Annotated in this window: 18 protein-coding genes; 8 read left to right on the top strand and 10 right to left on the bottom strand. The window is 72.2% G+C overall.

All coding sequences use genetic code 11. The annotated features are described in order from the left end of the window. Window positions 1-11: 11 nt before the first annotated feature. From E4623_RS00645 to E4623_RS00620, 6 genes are all read right to left on the bottom strand, one after another. Window positions 12-1,259 carry a histidine kinase gene (locus tag E4623_RS00645; RefSeq protein ID WP_134764598.1) on the bottom strand — a complete coding sequence of 416 codons (1,248 nt, stop codon included), beginning with the start codon at window positions 1,257-1,259 and terminating at the stop codon, window positions 12-14. 117 nt (window positions 1,260-1,376) lie between these two features. Continuing rightward, window positions 1,377-2,396, bottom strand: a complete 1,020-nt coding sequence (locus tag E4623_RS00640) for a D-alanine--D-alanine ligase (protein ID WP_134764597.1) — start codon at window positions 2,394-2,396, stop codon at window positions 1,377-1,379. Beyond that, the gene (gene alr, locus E4623_RS00635; RefSeq protein WP_245154763.1) at window positions 2,393-3,556 is read right to left on the bottom strand and encodes an alanine racemase; all 1,164 of its coding nucleotides are present in this window, start codon (window positions 3,554-3,556) and stop codon (window positions 2,393-2,395) included. Before alr ends, E4623_RS00640 begins: the two co-directional genes overlap by 4 nt. Next, on the bottom strand, window positions 3,553-4,176 hold the full coding sequence (locus tag E4623_RS00630; protein WP_134764596.1) for a M15 family metallopeptidase: 624 nt from the start codon (window positions 4,174-4,176) through the stop codon (window positions 3,553-3,555). Before E4623_RS00630 ends, alr begins: the two co-directional genes overlap by 4 nt. Window positions 4,177-4,325: 149 nt before the next feature. Then, entirely contained in the window at window positions 4,326-4,748 is a 423-nt protein-coding gene (arfB, locus tag E4623_RS00625) for an alternative ribosome rescue aminoacyl-tRNA hydrolase ArfB (RefSeq protein WP_134764595.1), read from the bottom strand. Beyond that, window positions 4,745-5,170 (bottom strand): CoA-binding protein, encoded by a 426-nt coding sequence (locus E4623_RS00620; protein WP_245154762.1) that lies wholly within the window; start codon window positions 5,168-5,170, stop codon window positions 4,745-4,747. Before E4623_RS00620 ends, arfB begins: the two co-directional genes overlap by 4 nt. 330 nt (window positions 5,171-5,500) lie before the next feature. Between E4623_RS00620 and E4623_RS00615 the strand changes: the two genes are divergently transcribed. Further along, complete coding sequence (locus E4623_RS00615; protein WP_245154761.1) at window positions 5,501-6,220, top strand: SigB/SigF/SigG family RNA polymerase sigma factor; 720 nt, start codon at window positions 5,501-5,503, stop codon at window positions 6,218-6,220. 16 nt (window positions 6,221-6,236) lie between these two features. Here the strand turns inward: E4623_RS00615 and E4623_RS00610 are convergent, their stop codons facing one another. After that, on the bottom strand, window positions 6,237-7,112 hold the full coding sequence (locus E4623_RS00610) for a crotonase/enoyl-CoA hydratase family protein (protein WP_134764593.1): 876 nt from the start codon (window positions 7,110-7,112) through the stop codon (window positions 6,237-6,239). Window positions 7,113-7,332: 220 nt separating this feature from the next. Beyond that, a complete protein-coding gene (locus E4623_RS00605) occupies window positions 7,333-8,610 on the bottom strand; it encodes an LCP family protein (RefSeq protein ID WP_134764592.1) in 1,278 nt (425 codons plus the stop codon). 125 nt (window positions 8,611-8,735) lie between these two features. On the opposite strand from E4623_RS00605, the gene E4623_RS00600 reads away from it, so the two are divergent. Next, window positions 8,736-10,157, top strand: a complete 1,422-nt coding sequence (locus E4623_RS00600; RefSeq protein WP_134764591.1) for an LCP family protein — start codon at window positions 8,736-8,738, stop codon at window positions 10,155-10,157. Between the two features lie 41 nt (window positions 10,158-10,198). On the opposite strand, the gene E4623_RS00595 is transcribed toward E4623_RS00600, so the two are convergent. Then, entirely contained in the window at window positions 10,199-10,978 is a 780-nt protein-coding gene (locus E4623_RS00595; RefSeq protein WP_134764590.1) for an inositol monophosphatase, read from the bottom strand. A 36-nt stretch (window positions 10,979-11,014) separates the two neighbouring features. Between E4623_RS00595 and E4623_RS00590 the strand changes: the two genes are divergently transcribed. Together E4623_RS00590 and E4623_RS00585 are read left to right on the top strand one after the other, a co-directional pair. Further along, complete coding sequence (locus E4623_RS00590; RefSeq protein ID WP_134764589.1) at window positions 11,015-11,926, top strand: glycosyltransferase; 912 nt, start codon at window positions 11,015-11,017, stop codon at window positions 11,924-11,926. After that, complete coding sequence (locus E4623_RS00585; RefSeq protein ID WP_134764588.1) at window positions 11,923-12,840, top strand: glycosyltransferase family 2 protein; 918 nt, start codon at window positions 11,923-11,925, stop codon at window positions 12,838-12,840. The genes E4623_RS00590 and E4623_RS00585 overlap by 4 nt, the downstream gene beginning before the upstream one ends. Window positions 12,841-12,976: 136 nt before the next feature. On the opposite strand, the gene E4623_RS00580 is transcribed toward E4623_RS00585, so the two are convergent. Continuing rightward, entirely contained in the window at window positions 12,977-14,053 is a 1,077-nt protein-coding gene (locus E4623_RS00580) for a phosphatase PAP2 family protein (RefSeq protein ID WP_134764587.1), read from the bottom strand. A 158-nt stretch (window positions 14,054-14,211) separates the two neighbouring features. Between E4623_RS00580 and glf the strand changes: the two genes are divergently transcribed. From glf to E4623_RS00560, 4 genes are all read left to right on the top strand, one after another. Further along, window positions 14,212-15,447, top strand: coding sequence for a UDP-galactopyranose mutase (glf, locus tag E4623_RS00575; RefSeq protein WP_209020432.1), 1,236 nt, complete (start codon window positions 14,212-14,214; stop codon window positions 15,445-15,447). A gap of 70 nt (window positions 15,448-15,517) precedes the next feature. After that, complete coding sequence (locus tag E4623_RS00570) at window positions 15,518-17,584, top strand: glycosyltransferase (RefSeq protein ID WP_245154760.1); 2,067 nt, start codon at window positions 15,518-15,520, stop codon at window positions 17,582-17,584. A gap of 10 nt (window positions 17,585-17,594) precedes the next feature. Further along, window positions 17,595-18,485 (top strand): ABC transporter permease, encoded by an 891-nt coding sequence (locus tag E4623_RS00565; protein WP_134764585.1) that lies wholly within the window; start codon window positions 17,595-17,597, stop codon window positions 18,483-18,485. 1 nt (window position 18,486) lies between these two features. Next, window positions 18,487-19,266, top strand: coding sequence for an ABC transporter ATP-binding protein (locus E4623_RS00560; protein WP_134764584.1), 780 nt, complete (start codon window positions 18,487-18,489; stop codon window positions 19,264-19,266). Window positions 19,267-19,315: the final 49 nt, after the last annotated feature.

The following is a 19,315-nucleotide window of genomic DNA, read 5'->3' as shown; positions in this document are numbered from 1 at the left end:
CCCGCACCGTCTCAGAGCCGGCTGACGGGCAGCCAGGCGGTCACGGTGAACGACACGACGGCGTCCTCGTCGCGGCGGCGGACGTCGAGCCGGCCGCCGACCGCCTCGAGCCGGTGGCGCATGCCGTCGAGACCGCGACCGGTGTCGTCGGTCTCGCCGGCCCCGGCGGGGGGCCGGGTGAGGGCGGTGTTGCGGACCTCGATCCGCAGCTCGCCCGCGAAGGCGCCGTCGGGCCAGTGCCGCTCGACGAAGACCGGCTCGTCGCGGCTGCCGTGCTTGACGGCGTTGGTCAGCATCTCCTGCAGCACGCGGTAGGCGACGACCTCCAGCTCGGGCGGCAGCGGCTGCGGCGTGCCCAGCTCGCGCGACACGACCTCGTGGCCGCCGGCCCGCACGCCCTCGACCAGGGTGTCGAGCGGGCGCGGCGCGGCGCCGGCAGCGGCGTCGGGCGTGAGCACCGCGCGCACCTCCTGCAGCGAGGAGCGGGCCGAGGTCGCGATGGTCGCCATCGTCTGCTTGAGGCGGGCGGGGTCGTCGTCGGGCAGGTACTGCCCCGACTCGGCCTGGGCCAGGATCACCGCGAGCGAGTGCCCCACCACGTCGTGCACGTCGCGGGCCAGCCGGGCCTGCTCGTCGCGCAGCCGGGCGATCTCGCGGGCCTGCTCGGACTCGCGGACGGCGCGCGCGGCCTCCTCCTCGGCCCGGACCTGCGAGGCCTGGGAGGCGCGGGCCCGGTCGCTGAAGCGCATCGCGATGCCGGCCAGCCAGGGCAGGCCGAGCAGGCCGACCACGATGACGACGGCGCCGATCCGCCACGAGTCGCCGAAGCGGTACGCCGTGTCGAGCAGGGCCTGGTAGCCGACGACGTCGAGCAGCGGCAGGTAGTCCTGGGTGGCGACCAGGAGCACCAGGCAGAACGCCGCGCCCGGCACCGAGAGGGCGCTGGCGAGCACGGTGAGCGGGTGGCCCCAGCGGGCCGAGGCGAAGGAGACCACCACGAAGGCCGCCTGCACGAGCATCAGCTGGGTGTCGCTCGCCAGCTGCAGCAGCAGCACCAGCCAGGCGAGCGCGAGGGCCGGTCCCGGGAACCGGCGGCTCGCCGCCACGGCGCCCGCGGTCGCTGTGGCCACGAGCGCCAGCGCGCCCCGGCCGTGGGTGCTGTAGACGTACGTCGTCGAGACCGCCTCGGCGAGGCCCAGCGCGAGGACGAGCACGCTGAGGGCGAGCGTCGGCGCCCACTGCCTCACCCGATCGTCCACGACCCCGCCTCGACTGGATGGGTGGACCGGCTCATGACCGGGCCATCGAACCACGTCGCCGGCGCCCACCGGGTGCTCACCCGGGCCCACCAGGGCCGACGCCGGGCGAACCGGGGCTCATGCCAGCGCGTCGCGGACCAGCAGGTCGAGCAGGTCGGCGTACGGCAGGCCGGCGGCGGCGAACATCCGCGGCACCTGCGACTGGGCGGTGAAGCCGGGCATCGTGTTGACCTCGTTGAGCACCGGCCCGGCCATCGGCCCCCGGGACACCTCGTCGGGGAGGAAGAAGTCGACGCGCGCCACGCCGGCACAGCCCAGCGCGTCGTAGACGGCGACCGCGGCGTCCTCCAGGGCCTTGCGCTCGGTGTCGGAGATCGCGGCCGGCAACCGGAAGTCGGCGTGGCCGCCGTACTTCTCCTCGAAGCCGAACAGCCCGTCGACCACGATCTCCAGCGCCGGCGAGACCACCCGCGACCCGTCGGGACGACCGAGCACGGCGACGTCGACCTCCCGGCCCACCACGACGTCCTCGACGAGGACCCGGTCGTCGAGGGCGAAGGCGGCTGCGAGCGCGTCGTCGAGGCCCGCCGGGTCCTCGACGAGCGTGACGCCGTGGCTCGACCCGGCCGCGACCGGCTTGACCACGACGGGGTGGGTCCACCGGTGGCCCGCGCGGCCCGCCGGGGTCAGGAGCACGCCCGGGGCCGTGGCCACCCCGACGGCGTTCGCGACGAGCTTGGTCGTCCACTTGTCCATCGCGAGTGCGCCGGCGCGCACGCCGGAGCCGACGTACGGGACCCCGGCGAGCTCGCACAGGGCGGCCAGGGTGCCGTCCTCGCCGTGCGGGCCGTGGACGACGGGCAGCACGACGTCGCACCGGCGCAGCAGGCACGCGGCGCCGGTGAGCCCGACCGGGCGCCCCTCGCGGTCCAGCCAGGTGCCGTGCGGATCGATGGTCAGCCGGACGACGTCGTACGCCGCGGGGTCGAGGTGGTCGGCGACCGACGCGGCCGAGGCGAGCGAGACGTCGTGCTCGCAGCTGGCCCCGCCGCCGATGACCGCGACGCGGACCCGGTCGGTGGTGCCGGTGGGGGTGCCGGTGGGGGTGCCGGCGGGGGTGCCGGCGGGGGTGCTCATGACCGGGCCACCCGGGCGCCGATGCCGGTGACGATCTCGTGCTCGATGGTGTCGGCCCAGGCCGCCCAGTCGGCGACGGTGGGCTCGCCGGCGTGACCGGGCCCGAAGACGGTCGCCACGTCGCCGGGCTGCACGGGCTGGTCGCCGACGTCGACGACGACCTGGTCCATCGAGATCCGCCCGACCACCGGGTGCCGGCGACCGCGCAGGGCCACCTCGGCGCGCCCGGACGTCGCCCGGGGCAGCCCGTCGGCGTAACCGAGGGGCAGCAGCGCCAGCGTCGTGGGCCGGTCGGCCGACCACGCGTGGCCGTAACCGACCGCGGTGCCGGAGGCGACCCGCCGGACCCCGACCACCGGCGCGGTGAGGGTGAGAGCGGGGGAGAGCCGGGTGCTGCCGCTCGGGTCGATGCCGACCAGGCCGGCGCCGACCCGGCTCATCGTGTGCAGGGCGGCGGGGTCGGTGAGGGTGGCCGCGGTCGCGGCGAGGTGGCGCAGCGGCGGCCGCAGCCCGGCGGCGCGGGCGACGCCCAGGCCCCACGTGAAGACCGTCCGGGCGGCGGCGTTCGCCGGGTCCTCGGGGACGTCGGCGCAGCCGAGGTGCCCCATCACCCCGACCACCCGCACCTGCCCGGCCCGCTCGGCCCGGCGGGCGGCGCGGCACAGGGCCGCCCAGTCGGACGGGGCGGAGCCGTCGCGCGCCATCCCGGTGTCGAGGTGCAGGTGCACCCGCGCGCCGAGTCCTGCGCGGGTCAGGGCCGCGAGGTGGGCCGCGCTCGGGACGGCGACGTCGACCTGGTGGCCGATCGCGGCGGTGAAGTCGGCCTCGACCGGGTTCAGCCAGCTCAGCACGGGCGCCCGGACGCCGTCCGCGCGCAGGGCGAGCGCCTCGTCGAGGCTGGTGACCCCGAGCCAGGAGGCGCCGTGCGCGAGCGCGGTCCGGGCCACGGCGGCGGCACCGTGGCCGAAGCCGTCGGCCTTGACGACGGCCATCAGTGCGCCGGGGGTCCGTGCCGCGAAGAGCGCGGTGTTGGCCGCGACGGCGTCCAGGTCGACGTGCAGCCGGGCCCCCACGGCCCCGATGGCCCCGACGGCCCCGACGGCCGGCCGCGGCGCCGGTGACGTCGGCACCGCGGGGTGCTCCATCGCCGGCTGGCTCATGCCGCGACCGCGATCTCGACCGGGCCGTGGAGGGCGTGCGGCGCCCCGGTGAGCAACGCCCAGTAGCGGTCGCCGTAGGACCAGTGCCACCACTCGGTCGGGTAGTTGACCAGCCCGGCTCCTCCGAGGACCCGGGCGAGCAGGTCACGGTGGGCACGGGCGTCGGCGCCGATGCCGTCGGCGTCGAGGTAGCAGCGGCCCCCGCTCTCCTCGGGAGTCGCGTCGATCGGCGTCCCGAGGTCGAGCTCGTCGCCGCAGGCGTCGACGAGGGTGACGTCGACGGCGGCGCCGGCCACGTGCGGCGCCACGGCGACCGGTGACACGAAGCGGCTGGAGAGCACGTGCAGGTCGACGGCCGAGATCCCCGGGTGCCGCGCGCAGAGGGCGGCGGAGTACGTCGCGATGATCGAGCGCTGGTCGGCCACGGTGCGGTGCCCCTCGACGACCCGCAGGCCGATGCCGGCCGGGAGGGCGGCCGCCGCGGCAGCGAGCCGCCCGGCGATCCCGGCCCGCACCAGGGCCCGGACGGGGGAGAGGCCCACGGGCAGCCGCACCAGCGGCTCGCCGGTGTCGTGCACGGGCACGGCGGCCACGCGGGGGTCGGAGAGCAGGATCGTCATGCCGGGGTCCCTGCGGCGTCGTTCGCGGCGGAGGGCAGCGGGGCGGCGGAGGACGTCGTGGGGTGGGTCATGAGGGGAACGCTAGGAACGCACGGCGTCGGTGCCCTCCACCTCAGGTACCGGTGCGCCGACCTGCGGTACCGCGCGGCTCAGTCGCCGCGGACCCGTCCGCGCATCGACTTCGTCCGACCGCGCTGCTTCTTGGCCTCCAGCCGCCGCCGCTGCGAACCCCTGGTCGGCTTGGTGGGGCGCCGGGTCGGCGCGGGCGCGGCCAGTGCGGTGCGGAGCCGGTCGACCAGCCGCTCGCGCGCCGCCACCCGGTTGCGGTGCTGGGAGCGGTGCTCGGAGGCGACGACGAGCACCGGCGACCCGACCCGCCCCACGACCCGGGCCCGCTGGGCGTCGGTCAGGGCGGTGGAGCCGAGGACGTCGTACTCGAGCTCGACGCGGCTGTCGGTGGTGTTCACCGACTGCCCGCCGGGGCCCGAGGACCGGCTGAACCGCTCGACGAGCTCGCCGGCGGGGATGGTGACGTCGGGCCCGACCCGCAGGTCCGTGCCCGGGGCGGTCACGGCGCGTCGCCGCGCCGACGCCACTCGATGGCCGGGCAGGTGTCCATCACCATCGGGACGCCGGCCGCGACCGTGCGGTCGTAGGCCGCCTCGTCGACGACCCCCAGCTGGAACCACACCGCGCGCGCCCCGACCGCGACGGCCTGGTCGGCGAACTCGCCGGCCGCCTCCGAGCGGCGGAAGACGTCGACGACGTCGATCCCGAACGGGACGTCGGCCAGCGTGGGGTACCCCTGCTCGCCGAGCACCTCGGCGCCGTCCGGGTTGATCGGCACGACCCGCTTGCCGCGCTCCTGCAGCAGCGCGGCGATCGAGTACGCCGTCCGGGTGGTGTTGGGGGTGAGCCCGACGACCGCCCACGTGTCGCACTCGTCGAGCATGAAGCGCACGGAGTCGGGGTCCTGCCAGTCGGGTGTCACCACGTGGTCACGGTACCCACCCGGATCCCGGTCCCGGTCCGCATGACGCCGGGACCCCGGGGTACGGCGCTGTCGAGAAGCCGCCGAGATCCCCCCGCCCGGCGGCTTCTCCTCACTCCCCGGGGGCGTCGACGCGACGGCATGTCGTATTCCGCCCCGATCCTGCTGGACACATGTCAAACTATTCGTGTCACGGGTGTTGTGTGTCACACGGCGTCAGTGTCAGCATGCAATTGCACTGGGGGGCCCGATGGACAACCTCCGGAAGGTAGCTCGCACATGGGGTCGAGTCGCACACTGAACGAAGCCACCCGTCGGCTCGAGACGGCCAGGTTGCTGTCGCGCGCTCGCGCCAGCCAGGGGGATGCCCGGGCCGGCTACGAGGACGAGGTCATCCGCCTCAACATGGTCGTCGCCACCGACGTCGCCCGCCGCTACCACGGTCGCGGGATCCCGGCGGAGGACATCGACCAGGTGGCCTACCTGGGCCTGGTCAAGGCGGTCCGCGGTTTCGACCCGGCCGTCGGGCACGAGTTCCTCAGCTACGCCGTGCCGACGCTGCGCGGGGAGATCCAGCGCTACTTCCGCGACGCCGGGTGGACGATCCGGCCGCCGCGCTCGGTCCAGGAGGTGCAGGCCCGGGTCACCCGGGCCGACGCCGCCCTCACCCAGAGGCTCGGCCGCGCACCCCGGCCGCAGGAGATCGCCGAGCACCTCGACGTCCCGCTCGAGCTCGTCGTCGACGCGCTGGCGGCCACCGGCTGCTTCAGCCCGCAGTCGCTCGACGCCCCCCGCCCGGACGGTGAGCAGACGACCAGTCCGCTCGACCGGCTCGGCGGTGTCGACCCGGCCTTCGCCACGGCCGAGGCCAGGCTCGCGCTGCGCCCCGTCATGGCCGACCTCTCGCAGCGCGAGCGACGGATCCTCGAGCTGCGCTTCTTCGAGCACCGGACCCAGGCCCAGATCGGGATCGAGGTCGGCGTCAGCCAGGAGCAGGTCTCCCGGCTGCTCACCGGCATCCTGCGGCGGCTCCGGAAGACCCTGGTGGCCTGACCCCAGCGGTCCCGGGTCAGTCCTCGGGGAAGATCCGGGGCAGGTCGGTCGCGCGCCCGGTGAACTCCGGGGACCGCTTCTCCAGGAACGCCGCCACGCCCTCCTTGCCGTCGCCGACCGAGGCGTGCCACATCGCCAGCGAGTCGGACAGGTGCGCCTCGCGCGGGTCGGCGGTCGCGGAGTTGCGGTAGACGAGCTGCTTGGCCAGCGCCAGCGCGGTGGGGGAGCGGTCGACGACGAACGAGCGCGCCAGCTCGACGGCGGTCGGCACCAGGTCCTCGGGCTCGTGCACCGAGCGGACCAGCCGGCCGGCCAGGGCGGCGTCCGCGGTGAGGATCTCGGCGGAGTAGACCCACTCGAGCGTCTGCTGGACCCCGACGATCCGCGGCAGGAACCAGCTCGACGCGGCCTCCGGCACGATGCCGAGTCGCCCGAACACGAACCCGATCCGGGCCTTCGTGGAGGCCAGGCGGAGGTCCATCGCGAGCGTCATGGTCGCGCCGATGCCGACGGCGGCGCCGTTGATCGCCGCGATCACCGGCTTCGGCAGCGCGTGGATCGCCAGCGTCACCTTGCCGCCGGTGTCGCGCACCCCGTCGACGTACACGGGGTCGTCGAAGCGCTCCCGGATCGACTCCGGCGTGGGGTCCTGCGTCTCGTCGAGCCCGAAGACGTTGCCCTCGGCGGACAGGTCCATCCCGGCACAGAACGCGCGACCCTCACCGGTCACCACCACGGCCCGGACGGCGTCCTCGAGCGCGTCGGTCGTGAAGACCTGCAGCAGCTCGCGGGCCATGGTCAGGTCGAAGGCGTTCAGGGCGCCGGGTCGGTGCAACGTCAGGAGGGCGACGCCGTCCGCGTCGACCTCCCAGCGAAGAGTCTCGTAGGCCATGCCCGTCATCCTGGCGGCCCCGCCCGCGCCGCCGCGCGGCGGGGTGGCCGGTCTCCCGTCGCGCCGAGTCGGCGTGGAGGTGAAGTCGGATCGCGTCGAGTCGGCGTTGCGGTGAAGTCGGATCGCGTCGAGTCGGCGTTCGTGCTCGACGCGAACGCCGACTCGGCGTCGGGGAGGTCCAGCACCCCCGGTGGGCTGGACCACGCCCGGGCGGCGGCGACTACTGGCGGGGGATGCCGTTCGGGGTGCACTGGGCCTTGGTGATGTCGCCGGTGCTGTCGTCGATGATCGCCTGGAAGAGCGGGTCGGCGCGGTCGCGGTCCCAGGTCTCGGCCGACGGGCCGGTGACCGGCATGGTGCAGGTGAGGTTGTCACCGGTGCCGGTCTTGGTCATGGCGTAGGCCCAGCGGCCGGCGTCGATGGAGCTGGTGCCCTCGCCGAAGCCGAAGAACGTCGGCACGGCGCGGTTGAGCTTCCACCAGCGGACCGGGTTGGCGACCGACCACGGCGAGAGGACCTTGTCGCCGATCGCACCGATGACCTCGCGCTGGCGCTCGACGCGGGCCAGGTCGCCGAGGGCCGACTGCTTGCGGGAGCGCGAGTAGGCCAGCGCGGTCCGGCCGTCGACCTCCTGGCAGCCCTTCTTGATGTCCAGGCCGGCGAGCGGGTCCTCGAGGCGTTCCTTCGGGCAGACCTCGATGCCGCCGACCGCGTCGACGACGTCCGCGACGCCGCCGAGGCCGATCTCGACGTACTTGTCGATCCGGATGCCGGTCTCGTTCTCGAGGGTCTGCACGAGCAGCTCGGGGCCGCCGCGGGAGTAGGCGGAGTTGATCTTGGCCTGGCCGTAGCCCGGCATGGCGACGATCGAGTCGCGCGGCACCGACAGCAGCACGCTCGGGCCGTCGCCGGTGTGCAGCAGCATGATGGTGTCGGTGAGCTCGGACTTCGGGTTGCCGGTGCTCAGCTCCTTGCGCTCCTCGGCGCTCAGCCCGGCGCGGGAGTCGCTGCCGACCAGGAGGTACGTCGTCCCGTCCTGCTCGGCGGGACGCTCACCGCTCGGCTCGTAGGCGACCTGGTCGGCGCTGCGCCAGGTCACGAAGGGCACCGCGACGGTGTAGACGAGCCACAGCAGGAGCAGCACGAGCACGGTGCGCACCCAGAAGCGCGGACGGCGCACCCGGCGGGCCCAGAAGCCCCCACCGCCGCCGCGACGGCTCGGCTCGGCGGGTCCCGGCGGGACGGGCGGGCCGGCGGGTGCCGGGGGGCGCTGCTGCGGGGCGTCGTACGGCGTGGGAGCGGGCTGGACCGGGCGCGGCGTGGTCGGGCGGGCGGCGGTCGGCTCGGGACGTTGCTGGACCGGCATCATCCGGGTGGCCTCGGGGGCCGGCTCGTCGGCGGGCTGCTCGGCAGGTCGGTCGGGGTCGCGGTTGCCTCCGTAGAGCCAGCCGAACTCCGGCCCGTCCTGGGGGCCGCCGTTCCCGGGGCGGTCTGTCATGGGGCAAGACGGTACCCGTCCCGGGTGCATCGACCCTCGTCGGCGTGCCGTGAGCCCTGTGACCCGTGTGACTGGTGATACTGGCGTTCCGTTCTGCTTCCTTCCCCAGCAGAAAGATCCTTCCCATGTCGCCCGTTTCGGAGCGAGCCGCCCAGGTGCGGTTCCGTCGTGCGCTGTCCCTGATGGCCATGACACTCGTCGCACCCGGTTCCGCCCAGCTGATCGCCGGCAACCGGCGCGTCGGACTCATCGCCTTCTGCAGCGCAGCCGGCCTCCTTGCCCTCTCCTTGATGGGCGGTCTGCTCGCCCTCGTGCACCGCCCCTTCGCCTACTGGGTGGCCACCAGCCCCTCGGCCCTCTTCTGGATCTACCTGGTGCTGACCGCCGCGGCCGTCGGCTGGGCGGCGCTGTTCGTCGACGCCTGGCGGATCGGCGAGCCCCTGTCGTACTCGATGACGCACCGGCGGATGGCCGTGGGCGTCAACGGGCTGCTCTGCTTCTCCGTGGCCGGGACCCTGCTGGTCGGGGCGCACCTGGTCGGCGTCCAGCGCGACTTCATGAACGCGACGTTCGGCGACGGCGAGGCGTCGGGCGCGCACCACGGCCGCTACAACGTCCTCATCATGGGCGGGGACGCCGGCGCCGGCCGCTGGGGGCTGCGGCCCGACTCGATGACCGTGGCCTCGGTGGACGCCGAGACCGGCAAGACCGTGCTGATCGGGCTGCCGCGCAACATGTCGCACTTCCCGTTCCGCGAGGGCTCGGTGATGGACGAGCAGTTCCCCGACGGCTTCGACTGCGACGGCTGCATGCTCAACGGCGTCAGCACCTGGGCCGAGGACAACACCGAGCTCTTCGGCAAGGCCGAGAACCCCGGCGTGGACGCCACGATCATGGCGATCGAGGGCATCACCGACCTGGAGATCAACTACTGGGCGATGGTCAACCTCGAGGGCTTCAAGGACCTCGTGGACGCCGTGGGCGGCGTCACCCTCAACGTCCGGCAGGAGATCCCGATCGGGCTGCCGGGCGACAAGGTCACCGGCACGATCGAGCCCGGCACGCGGAAGCTCGACGGCTTCGAGACGCTCTGGTACGCCCGGGCCCGCGACGGCTCGGACGACTACTCGCGGATGGCGCGCCAGAAGTGCGTGATGAACGCGATGCTCGAGCAGATCAGCCCCCAGTCGGCGCTGCGCAACTTCCAGAAGATCGCGGAGGCGTCCTCGGACATGGTCTCGACGAACCTGCCGTCGTCCGAGGTCGACCGGTTCCTCGACCTCGCGATGAGGGCCAAGGGCCAGAAGCTCGCGACGCTGTCGCTGGTGCCACCGATGATCGCGACCGCCGACCCCGACATCGACCTGGTCCACGCCAAGGTCGCCGAGGCGATCGCCAAGGCCGAGGGGCGGGCGCCCGAGACCCCGGACGACGGCGCGACCAAGCCGAGGAAGAAGCAGTCGACCAGCGTCACCGGCGGCTCGGTCGGCTCCCTCAAGGAGGGCTACGCCGCCAACGACTCCGAGGACCTGGGCGCCGCCTGCTGACTCGAGCGTCCCCGAGGCGCCATCCTCGAGGCGTCAGGGGGCTAGAAGGCCCAGCGGGCGGCGACCTCGTCGTGCACGTCGTCCGACACGGCGGCCACCAGGCCGCCGGAGTGCGGGGTGCGGGGGTCGTAGGGGTCCCCGGACGGCGTCCGCAGCGTGCCGCCGGCCTCGGTGAGCAGGAGGCCACCGGGGGCGTGGTCCCAGGGCATCGTGCCGCTGTAGAGCAGGTAGTCGGCCGCGCCGGCCACCAGCTGGGGGTAGTCGACGCCGCAGCACACCCACGACAGCACGAGCGGGCGGTGGCCCTCGAGCGTCTGCCCGACCCAGGCACGGCGCGACGTGGCGCCGCGCCACGTCGACGGCGGACCGGACGGCGGCGTGGCCTTGAGCGGCTCGCCGTTGCGGAACGCGCCGCCGCCGAGCTCGGCGACGTAGGCGACCTCGTGCTGCGGCTGCCAGATCCACGACCGGACGACGACGCCGTCGCGCAGCTCGGCGGCCATCACGGCGTGGTCGGGGGAGCCGTTCACGAAGTTCTTGGTGCCGTCGACCGGGTCGACGGTGAAGGCGTGGGCCGCGGTCGCGTACCGGTCGCCGAGCGTCGGGTCTGCCGCGAACGCCTCCTCGCCCAGGACGACGGCGTCCGGGTAGGCCTCCAGCAGCGCGGCGGTGATGAGCACCTCGGCCTCGTGGTCGGCGACGGTCACCAGGTCGCCGGGGCTCTTCTCGCTGATCTGGTCGGCGTCGAGGGAGCGGAAGCGAGGCGTGATGACCTCGGCGGCGACGTCCTGCAGGAGGGTGGTGATGGCGTCGGTCTGCACGCCACCACAGTAGAGGCGCACAGTAGGGTCTGCGTCGTGCAGGTCGTGGCGGTGGTGGTGACGTTCAACCGGCTCCCCCTCCTCGAACGGCTGCTCGACCGGCTCCTGGAGGTGCCGGAGGTCGCCGAGGTCCTCGTGGTCGACAACGCCTCCACCGACGGCACCGGGGAGTGGCTGCGCCGCCGCTTCCCCCACGACGGTCGCGACCGGGTGCGGACCCGGACCCTGGACTCCAACACCGGCGGCGCGGGCGGCTTCGCCACCGGGCTCACCTGGGCGATGGACCGCGGCGCCGAGCTCGTCTGGCTGATGGACGACGACGCCGTCCCGGAGCCCGACTGCCTCGCGCTGCTGCTCGAGCGGACCGACCTGGACTTCTGGGGCCCGGCCGTGGTCGCGGAGCAGGACCCCGCGCGGCTGTGCTTCCCGATCCGGCTGCCCGGTGGCACCCGCGTGGTGCACCGGATGGCCGAGGTGGAGGCCGCCGCGCGCGACGGGCTGATCCCCGGCGTGGTGATCCCGTTCAACGGCGTCCTGGTCACCCGCGAGCTGGTCGAGCGGATCGGTGTCCCGCGCGCGGAGTTCTTCATCTGGGGCGACGACGTCGAGTACCTCTGGCGTGCCGAGCGGGCCGGCGCCCGGATCGCGACCGTCGTCGAGGCGATCTTCACCAACCCGGCCACCGACGACCTCGGCACCCCGATGATGTTCGGCCGCACGACGTACAACCACACGCCGAGCGACCTCAAGCACTACTGCATGGCCCGCAACAACACCGTCAACCTGCGTGCCTACCGCGGCTGGCCCTACGTGGGCATGTTCTGGGTCAAGACCGTCTGGTTCTACCTCTTCACCCGGCGCCGGCCGGGCCGCATCGCGATGAGCGCCCGGGCGGCGTACGCCGGGCTGCGCGGCGACTTCACCGGCCACCGGAAGTACCTGGCGTGAGCGCGGCCGAGACGGTCGCGGTCGTCGTGGTGACCTACAACCGCGCCGACCTGCTCGAGGGCATGCTCGCCGGCCTGGCCGCGCTCGAGCCGGCCCCCGACGCCGTGATCGTGGTCGACAACCACAGCGACGACCACACGGCCGACGTCCTCGCCCGCGCCGCGACGCCCGGCCTGCAGGTCATCCGCACCGACGACAACCTCGGCGGCGCCGGTGGCTTCCACCTCGCCGTCCGCACGGCCCACGAGCAGGGCTACGACCGGATCTGGCTGATGGACGACGACGTCCTCCCGGCAGCCGACTGTCTCGCGACGCTGATGGCCGTCGACGAGGCGTGCCTGACGTCGGTGCGCGAGGACCGCCGCGGCGCCCTGGTCGAGAAGGCCGCGACCCGGTTCGACCTGCGCAACCCGCTGGCGATCAAGCCGAAGACCTCGATGGTCGAGACCGACTTCGGCACCCGCGCGGCGATGCCCGAGCTGGTCGAGGTGCAGAACGTCGCCTTCGAGGGATTCCTCGTGCGCCGCGAGGTGATCGACGCGATCGGCCTGCCCGACCCGGCCTACTTCATCTTCTACGACGACGTCGACTTCGCCGTGCGCGCCCGACGCGCCGGCTACCGCATCTGGGCGGTCCGCGACGCCGTCCTGGTGCGCCGGCTCGACTTCGACCAGCAGCACGACCTGGCGGGCTGGAAGGGCTACTACATGTACCGCAACCTGTTCGTCGTCCACCGCCGCTACGGCGAGAACGCGCTGGTGCGCGCCAAGCCGTGGCTGATCGCGGTGGCCGTCGTCCTGCTCAGCCCGGTGCGCGGTGGACGCGCCGAGGCCCGCAACGTCGTCCGCGCCGCCCGCGACTCCCGTCGCCTCGCGCGGCTCTCGCCCGAGGCCCGACCTCAGCGCTCGTCGTGACGTCCGGCCGCCGCTGACCCGTCACCGATAGGTGACGGGTCAGCGCACCAGACACGCTGACCCGTCACCGATAGGCGACGGGTCGGCGCGCCAGACACGCTGACCCGTCACCGATGGGCGACGGGTCGGCGTGAGCTCACGAGACGGGGGTGGAGGCGACCTCGTCGGTGACCTCGGCGCGCTTGAGCCGGGGACGGAGCCCGTCGTGGTTGCCGGTGGCCAGGGCGGCGAGCCAGACGGTGACCGAGCCGAGCGCGACGCCGCCGAGGACGTCGACGAAGTAGTGCCAGCCGAGGTAGAGGGTGGCCACGATCGTGAGGCCGAGGAAGAGCCACGACACCACGCGGATCCAGCGGGCCAGGCCGACGTACTGGGCGAAGACGCAGATCGTCACCATGATGCCGGTGTGCAGCGACGGGAAGGCCGCGATCGTCTGCAGGGTGCCCGAGCCGAAGACGTCGCCGACGACCGTGACGCGGTCGTCCCACATGCTGTCGGCGAGGTCGGTGTTGTAGGTGTGGGCGAGGCCGTCGAACTGGCCGCGCTGCGCCTCGGTGTAGACCGGGCCGACCGACGGCAGCATCAGGTACACCGCCGCGCCGAGCAGCCAGTCGAAGGCCACCGCGGTGACGTACCACGAGCTGGCGGTCCGCGACCGGGTCCAGACCAGGGCGATCGCGATGCTCACCGGCACCAGGGCGATCCAGATGAAGTAGACGCCGGAGAAGACGTGCGAGGCGATGCCGGTGCCGAACAGGTCGTGCATCAGGACGGCGGGGTCGTGACCGAACCACAGCACCTGGTCGATCTTGCGGAACTCGGCGTCCCAGTTGTTGCCGTTGACGAACGGCACGAAGCTCTTGAGGTTCCGGAACGCGGCGTAGGTGAGGTACCAGGCGCCGATGCCGCTCAGGGCGAAGAGCCAGTGCGCCTTGGTCCAGCGCTCCCGCATGATCCCGCGCAGGGTCTCGACCGCGCCGTGGGAGCCGTGCGTCAGGCGCCAGACCAGCCGGGGCAGGACGTCGAGCGCGATGGCGCCGAAGACGATCGCGGGGAACCGGATGTAGCCGGGCACGAAGTTGTCGGGGTCGCGGATCGGCAGCTCGGCGACGGCGGCGAACACGACGGTCGCGACGGCCATGGCGATGCCGGCCGCCCAGGCGTACCCGAAGTTGCGCTCGAGAACGGCGCGCACGCCCACGGACTCCTGCATGGGCGCAGTTTACGCGTCCGATCCCGCCACGACGGCATCCGCGGACCCGGCGTGGGCCCGGTCACACGGGACCCGTGCGGCGTCCGGTCGCGGTTGTGACACGGTCGTGGGCGTTGCGGAATCGGGGGAGGGTGGCAGCATCCGTAGACTGACCGATCGTGTCTGCCGCAACGACTGACCCCGCCCGGTCCGCACCGTCCGCCCCGCCCGACCAGCCCGACCTGGTCGTCGTCGGCTCGGGCTTCTTCGGCCTGACCGTCGCCGAGCGGTGCGCCGCCGACCTGGGCCTGAAGGTGCTGGTGATCGAGCGTCGCTACCACCTCGGGGGCAACGCCTACTCCGAGATCGACCCGGAGACCGGCATCGAGGTGCACAAGTACGGCACCCACCTGTTCCACACCTCGAACAAGAAGGTGTGGGAGTACGTCAACCGGTTCACCGACTTCACCGGCTACCAGCACCGCGTCTTCGCGAAGTACCAGGGACAGGTCTACTCGTTCCCGATGAACCTCGCGCTCATCAACCAGTTCTTCGGCAAGGCCCACACCCCCGACGAGGCCCGCGCACTGATCGCGGAGCAGTCGAGCGAGATCGACACCAAGGACGCCGCGAACCTCGAGGAGAAGGCGATCAGCCTCATCGGGCGGCCGCTGTACGAGGCCTTCGTGAAGGGCTACACCGCCAAGCAGTGGCAGACCGACCCCACCGAGCTGAGCGCCGACATCATCACGCGCCTGCCGGTCCGCTACACCTTCGACAACCGCTACTTCAACGACACCTACGAGGGCCTGCCGGTCGACGGCTACACCGCCTGGCTCGAGCGGATGGCCGACCACCCCAACATCGAGGTCCGCGTCGACACCGACTTCCTCGACCCCTCGAACGGCCTCGCCGAGCAGTACAAGGGCAAGGTCCCGATCGTTTACACCGGCCCGGTCGACGAGTACTTCGCCAACAGCGAGGGCCGGTTGTCCTGGCGCACCGTCGACCTGGTCCAGGAGACCGTCGACGTCGACGACTACCAGGGCACCGGCGTCGTCAACGCCAACGACCAGGACGTGCCGTGGACCCGGGTGCTGGAGTTCAAGCACCTCCACCCCGAGCGCACCTACCTGCCGGGCAAGAGCATCGTCGTCCACGAGTACTCCCGCGCCGCCGAGGACGACGACGAGCCGTACTACCCGATCAACACCGCCGAGGACCGCGCCAAGCTGCTGAAGTACCGCGACCTGGCCAAGCAGGAGCCGATGGTGCTCTTCGGCGGGCGCCTCGGCACCTACAAGTACCTCGACATGCACATGGCGATCGGCTCGGCGCTGTCGATGTACGAGAACAAGCTCAAGCCGCACTTCGCCGACGGCGCCCAGCTCACCAGCGGAGGGGTCGACCAGTGAGTGCCACCCCCCGGGGCTCCGCGCCCCTCCCGCCCCGCTCCTCCACCGAACAGTTCCGAGGGGACCCCGCATGAGCATCACCCACACCCAGACGACCGAGGGCGCGGCGTCGCACGCGGCCGGGATGGCCCGGGTCCAGCTGATGCGGCAGATCATGCCGGCCGACCGCGACACCGACGTCATCAGCCTGTACGTCGACCCCGACCCCCTGGCCCTGGACGCGGACAAGTTCGACATCGGCCACACCCGCGCGGCCCAGGAGGCCAACGCGATCACCACCCGGATGGCCACCGCCGCCAAGGGCGTGCGGGTCGTGCACCCCGACCAGATCCTCTCCCGCACCGCCTTCAAGGTCGAGCACGGCGAGACGATGTCGTTCGGCAGCTACTTCAACGCCTTCCCGGCGTCGTACTGGCGCCGGCACACCGTCGTCTCCGAGGTCCGCCTCACGGTGCGGCTCGAGGGCGAGGGCGCCAGCGTCATCGTCTACCGCTCGATGGCCAACGGCCGGTCGCAGCGCGTCGACTCCGGCACCGTCGAGGGGGACGCGGGGGAGTTCTCCTTCGACCTCACGCTCAAGCCGTTCACCGACGGCGGCTGGTACTGGTACGACGTCGTGGCCACCGACGAGGACGCCGTCGTGCGCTCGGCCGAGTGGACCGCGGAGGTGCCGCTCGACCGCGCCACGAGGGGCACGGTCACGATCGGCATCACCACGATGAACCAGCAGGACTTCTGCGCCAAGCTGCTCACCCAGCTCGGTGGCGCCGAGGAGCTCGACGACCTCGTCGACGAGGTCCTGGTGATGGAGCAGGGCACCAAGAAGCTCGTCGACTCCGAGTTCTTCCCGGCCGCGCGCGAGGCGCTGGGAGACACCCTGCGGATCATCGAGCAGGGCAACATCGGCGGCTCCGGCGGGTTCGCCCGGGCGCAGTACGAGGGCCTCAAGGCCGGCCGGTCGACGTACGTGATGATGCTCGACGACGACACCGAGTGCGAGCCCGAGGGCATCGTCCGGGCCGCCACCTTCGGCGACCTGGGCCGCAAGCCGACGATCGTCGGCGGACACATGTTCTCGATCTACCAGAAGGCCCAGCTGCACAGCTTCGGCGAGAAGGTGTCGCCGTACACGTTCTGGTGGGGCTCGGCGCCCGGCGTGGTGCCGCAGTGGGACCTCAACGAGCGCAACATCCGCTCGACCCGCTGGCTGCACGCCCGGATCGACGTCGACTACAACCCGTGGTTCATGTGCCTGATCCCGGTCCAGGTGCTCGCCGACATCGGGCTGTCGCTGCCGCTGTTCATCAAGTGGGACGACTCCGAGTACGGCCTGCGCGCCAAGGAGGCCGGCTACCCGACGGTGAGCCTGCCCGGCGCGGCCGTGTGGCACGTGCCGTGGACCGACAAGAACGACGCCCTCGACTGGCAGTCCTACTTCCACGTGCGCAACCGGTTCATCGCCGCGCTGCTCCACTCGAAGTACCCGCGCGGCGGCCGGATGGTGCAGGAGAGCCTCAACCACCAGATCAAGCACCTGGTGTCGATGCAGTACTCCACCGTCGAGCTGCGGCACCGCGCGCTCCTCGACGTCCTCGCCGGCCCGGAGGGTCTGCACGACCTCCTGCTCACCACGCTCCCCGAGCTCAAGGCGTCGGTGAAGGGCTTCGACGACGCCACCTACATCACCGACCCGGGCCAGCTCCCGGAGGTGCGCCGCCACCGGCTGCCCCGCAAGGGACGCGAGCCCTCCCCGGTGATCTCCGGCAAGGCCGCCACGATCCAGGCGCTGATCCAGCCCATCCGGCAGCTGCGGCAGCCGCGCGCGGTCGCCCAGGTCAACCCCGAGGCCGAGATCATGGGCCAGGACGCGCGCTGGCACAAGATCGCCCGCTACGACTCCGCGCTGGTCACCCTGCCCGACGGGTCCTCGACGGCGTTCTACAAGCGCGACCGCGCGAAGTTCCTCGACCTGGTGAAGCGGACCCTCGCCGTGCACCGCGAGCTCGCGAGCGGCTGGGACGAGCTCGCCGAGCGCTACCGCGCCGCGATGGACGACATGACGTCGCCGGCCACCTGGGAGAAGACCTTCCAGCCGTGGCTGACCGACGCCAACTCCGAGCCCGGGTCCGACGACTGAGCGAGATGCGATGACCGACACCACCACCGACGCGGCCCGGGCCCTGGCCGAGAAGGACCTGCCGCCGCTGGCCCCACCGACGGCCGACAACGGGCTGAAGGCGGTCTTCCAGCGGCGCTACCTGCTCAAGCTGCTGGTGACGCGCGAGATCAGCGCCCGCTACCAGGGCTCCGTGCTCGGCCTGCTGTGGTCCTACATCAACCCGCTGTCGCAGTTCTGCATCTACTTCTTCATCATGGGCACGATCTTCGCCCTCCACAAGAACGTGCCGAACTTCGCGATCCACATCTTCTCGGCGCTGATCATCGTCCACTTCTTCAACGAGACGTTCAACGCCGGCACCCGCTCGATCGTGCGCAACCGGCAGATCGTGCAGAAGATGGCGATGCCACGGGAGATGTTCCCCGTCGCCTCGATGCTGGTCTCGCTCTACCACGTGCTCCCGCAGGTGGTCATCCTCGTCGTGGCCTGCCTGTTCTCCGGCTGGCGCCCCGACGCCACCGGGGTGCTGTGCTTCTTCATCGCGCTGGTCCTGATCAGCGTGCTCGGCACCGGGTTGGCGCTGATGTTCAGTGCGGCCAACGTGTTCTTCCGCGACGTCGGCAGCGTGGTCGCCATCCTGACCAACGTGGTGCGCTTCGGCGTGCCGATGATCTACAGCTACGAGATGGTCGACCAGCGCTTCGGGAGCTTCGCTCCGTACTACATGCTGAACCCGCTCGCGAACGCCGTGATCCTGTTCCAGCGCGCGTTCTGGACGGGCAGCACGGACCAGGAGACGGTCATGCCCGACCACCTGGTCGAGCGCGGGCTCGTGATGGTCCTCGTCGCCCTCGTGGTGCTGGGCATCGGCCAGCTGGTGTTCAGCCGGCTCGAGAACAAGATCCCCGAGAGGCTCTGACGTGGCCGACTCCATCCGCGTCGAGCACGCGACCAAGACCTTCACCAAGCGCTACCAGCGCACCCTCAAGCAGATCACGGTGGCCAAGCTGCGCGGCAACCCGACGATCGCGGAGTTCAACGCCGTCGACGACGTGTCGTTCACCGTCGAGCAGGGCGAGTCCATCGGCCTGATGGGCCTCAACGGCTCCGGCAAGAGCACCCTGCTCAAGATGATCAACGGCGTGATGCGGCCCGACTCGGGCTCGATCCTCACGCGCGGTCGGATCGCCGGGCTGATCGCGACCGGAGCGGGGTTCCACCCCCAGCTCACCGGGCGCGACAACCTCGAGCTCAACGCCGCCATCCTCGGCATGACCGAGAAGGAGCTGGCCCGCAAGTTCGACGCGATCGTCGACTTCGCCGGGCTCGAGGACAAGCTCGAGACCCAGGTCGGCCACTACTCGTCGGGCCAGAGCGCGCGGCTGGGCTTCTCCATCGCCATCCACGTCGACTCCGACATCTTCCTCGCCGACGAGGTCCTCGCGGTGGGGGACCGGCCGTTCAAGAAGAAGTGCCTGGCCCGGATGGGGGAGATCCGCGACAGCGGCCGCACCCTCTTCTACGTCTCGCACTCGGCGGGCTCGGTGCGCCGGATGTGCTCGCGCGTCCTGGTCCTCGAGGAGGGCCGGCTGGCCTACGACGGCCCGGTCGACGCCGGCATCCGCTTCCTCGAGTACGACGACGACGTCACGCCCGAGAACGAGGAGGAGATGGACGAGGAGCTCGGCGCCGACATCTGAGGTGTCCGCCGACCCACGTGATCCGTGGGCGCCCCGTCCGTCGGCCGTG

It is taken from the genome of Nocardioides sp. 1609, from assembly GCF_004522105.1.
GTDB lineage: Bacteria > Actinomycetota > Actinomycetes > Propionibacteriales > Nocardioidaceae > Nocardioides.
Note: the sequence above shows the minus strand (reverse complement) of the source record. Positions and strands in the feature narration are given on the sequence as shown.

Coding starts and splice junctions, on each gene's coding strand:
- E4623_RS00640 (WP_134764597.1), bottom strand. CDS start 2,396: ATGAGCACCCCCGCCGGCACCCCCGCCGGCACCCCCACCGGCACCCCC.
- alr (WP_245154763.1), bottom strand. CDS start 3,556: ATGAGCCAGCCGGCGATGGAGCACCCCGCGGTGCCGACGTCACCGGCG.
- E4623_RS00630 (WP_134764596.1), bottom strand. CDS start 4,176: ATGACGATCCTGCTCTCCGACCCCCGCGTGGCCGCCGTGCCCGTGCAC.
- E4623_RS00610 (WP_134764593.1), bottom strand. CDS start 7,112: ATGGCCTACGAGACTCTTCGCTGGGAGGTCGACGCGGACGGCGTCGCC.
- E4623_RS00605 (WP_134764592.1), bottom strand. CDS start 8,610: ATGACAGACCGCCCCGGGAACGGCGGCCCCCAGGACGGGCCGGAGTTC.
- E4623_RS00600 (WP_134764591.1), top strand. CDS start 8,736: ATGTCGCCCGTTTCGGAGCGAGCCGCCCAGGTGCGGTTCCGTCGTGCG.
- E4623_RS00580 (WP_134764587.1), bottom strand. CDS start 14,053: ATGCAGGAGTCCGTGGGCGTGCGCGCCGTTCTCGAGCGCAACTTCGGG.
- E4623_RS00570 (WP_245154760.1), top strand. CDS start 15,518: ATGAGCATCACCCACACCCAGACGACCGAGGGCGCGGCGTCGCACGCG.
- E4623_RS00565 (WP_134764585.1), top strand. CDS start 17,595: ATGACCGACACCACCACCGACGCGGCCCGGGCCCTGGCCGAGAAGGAC.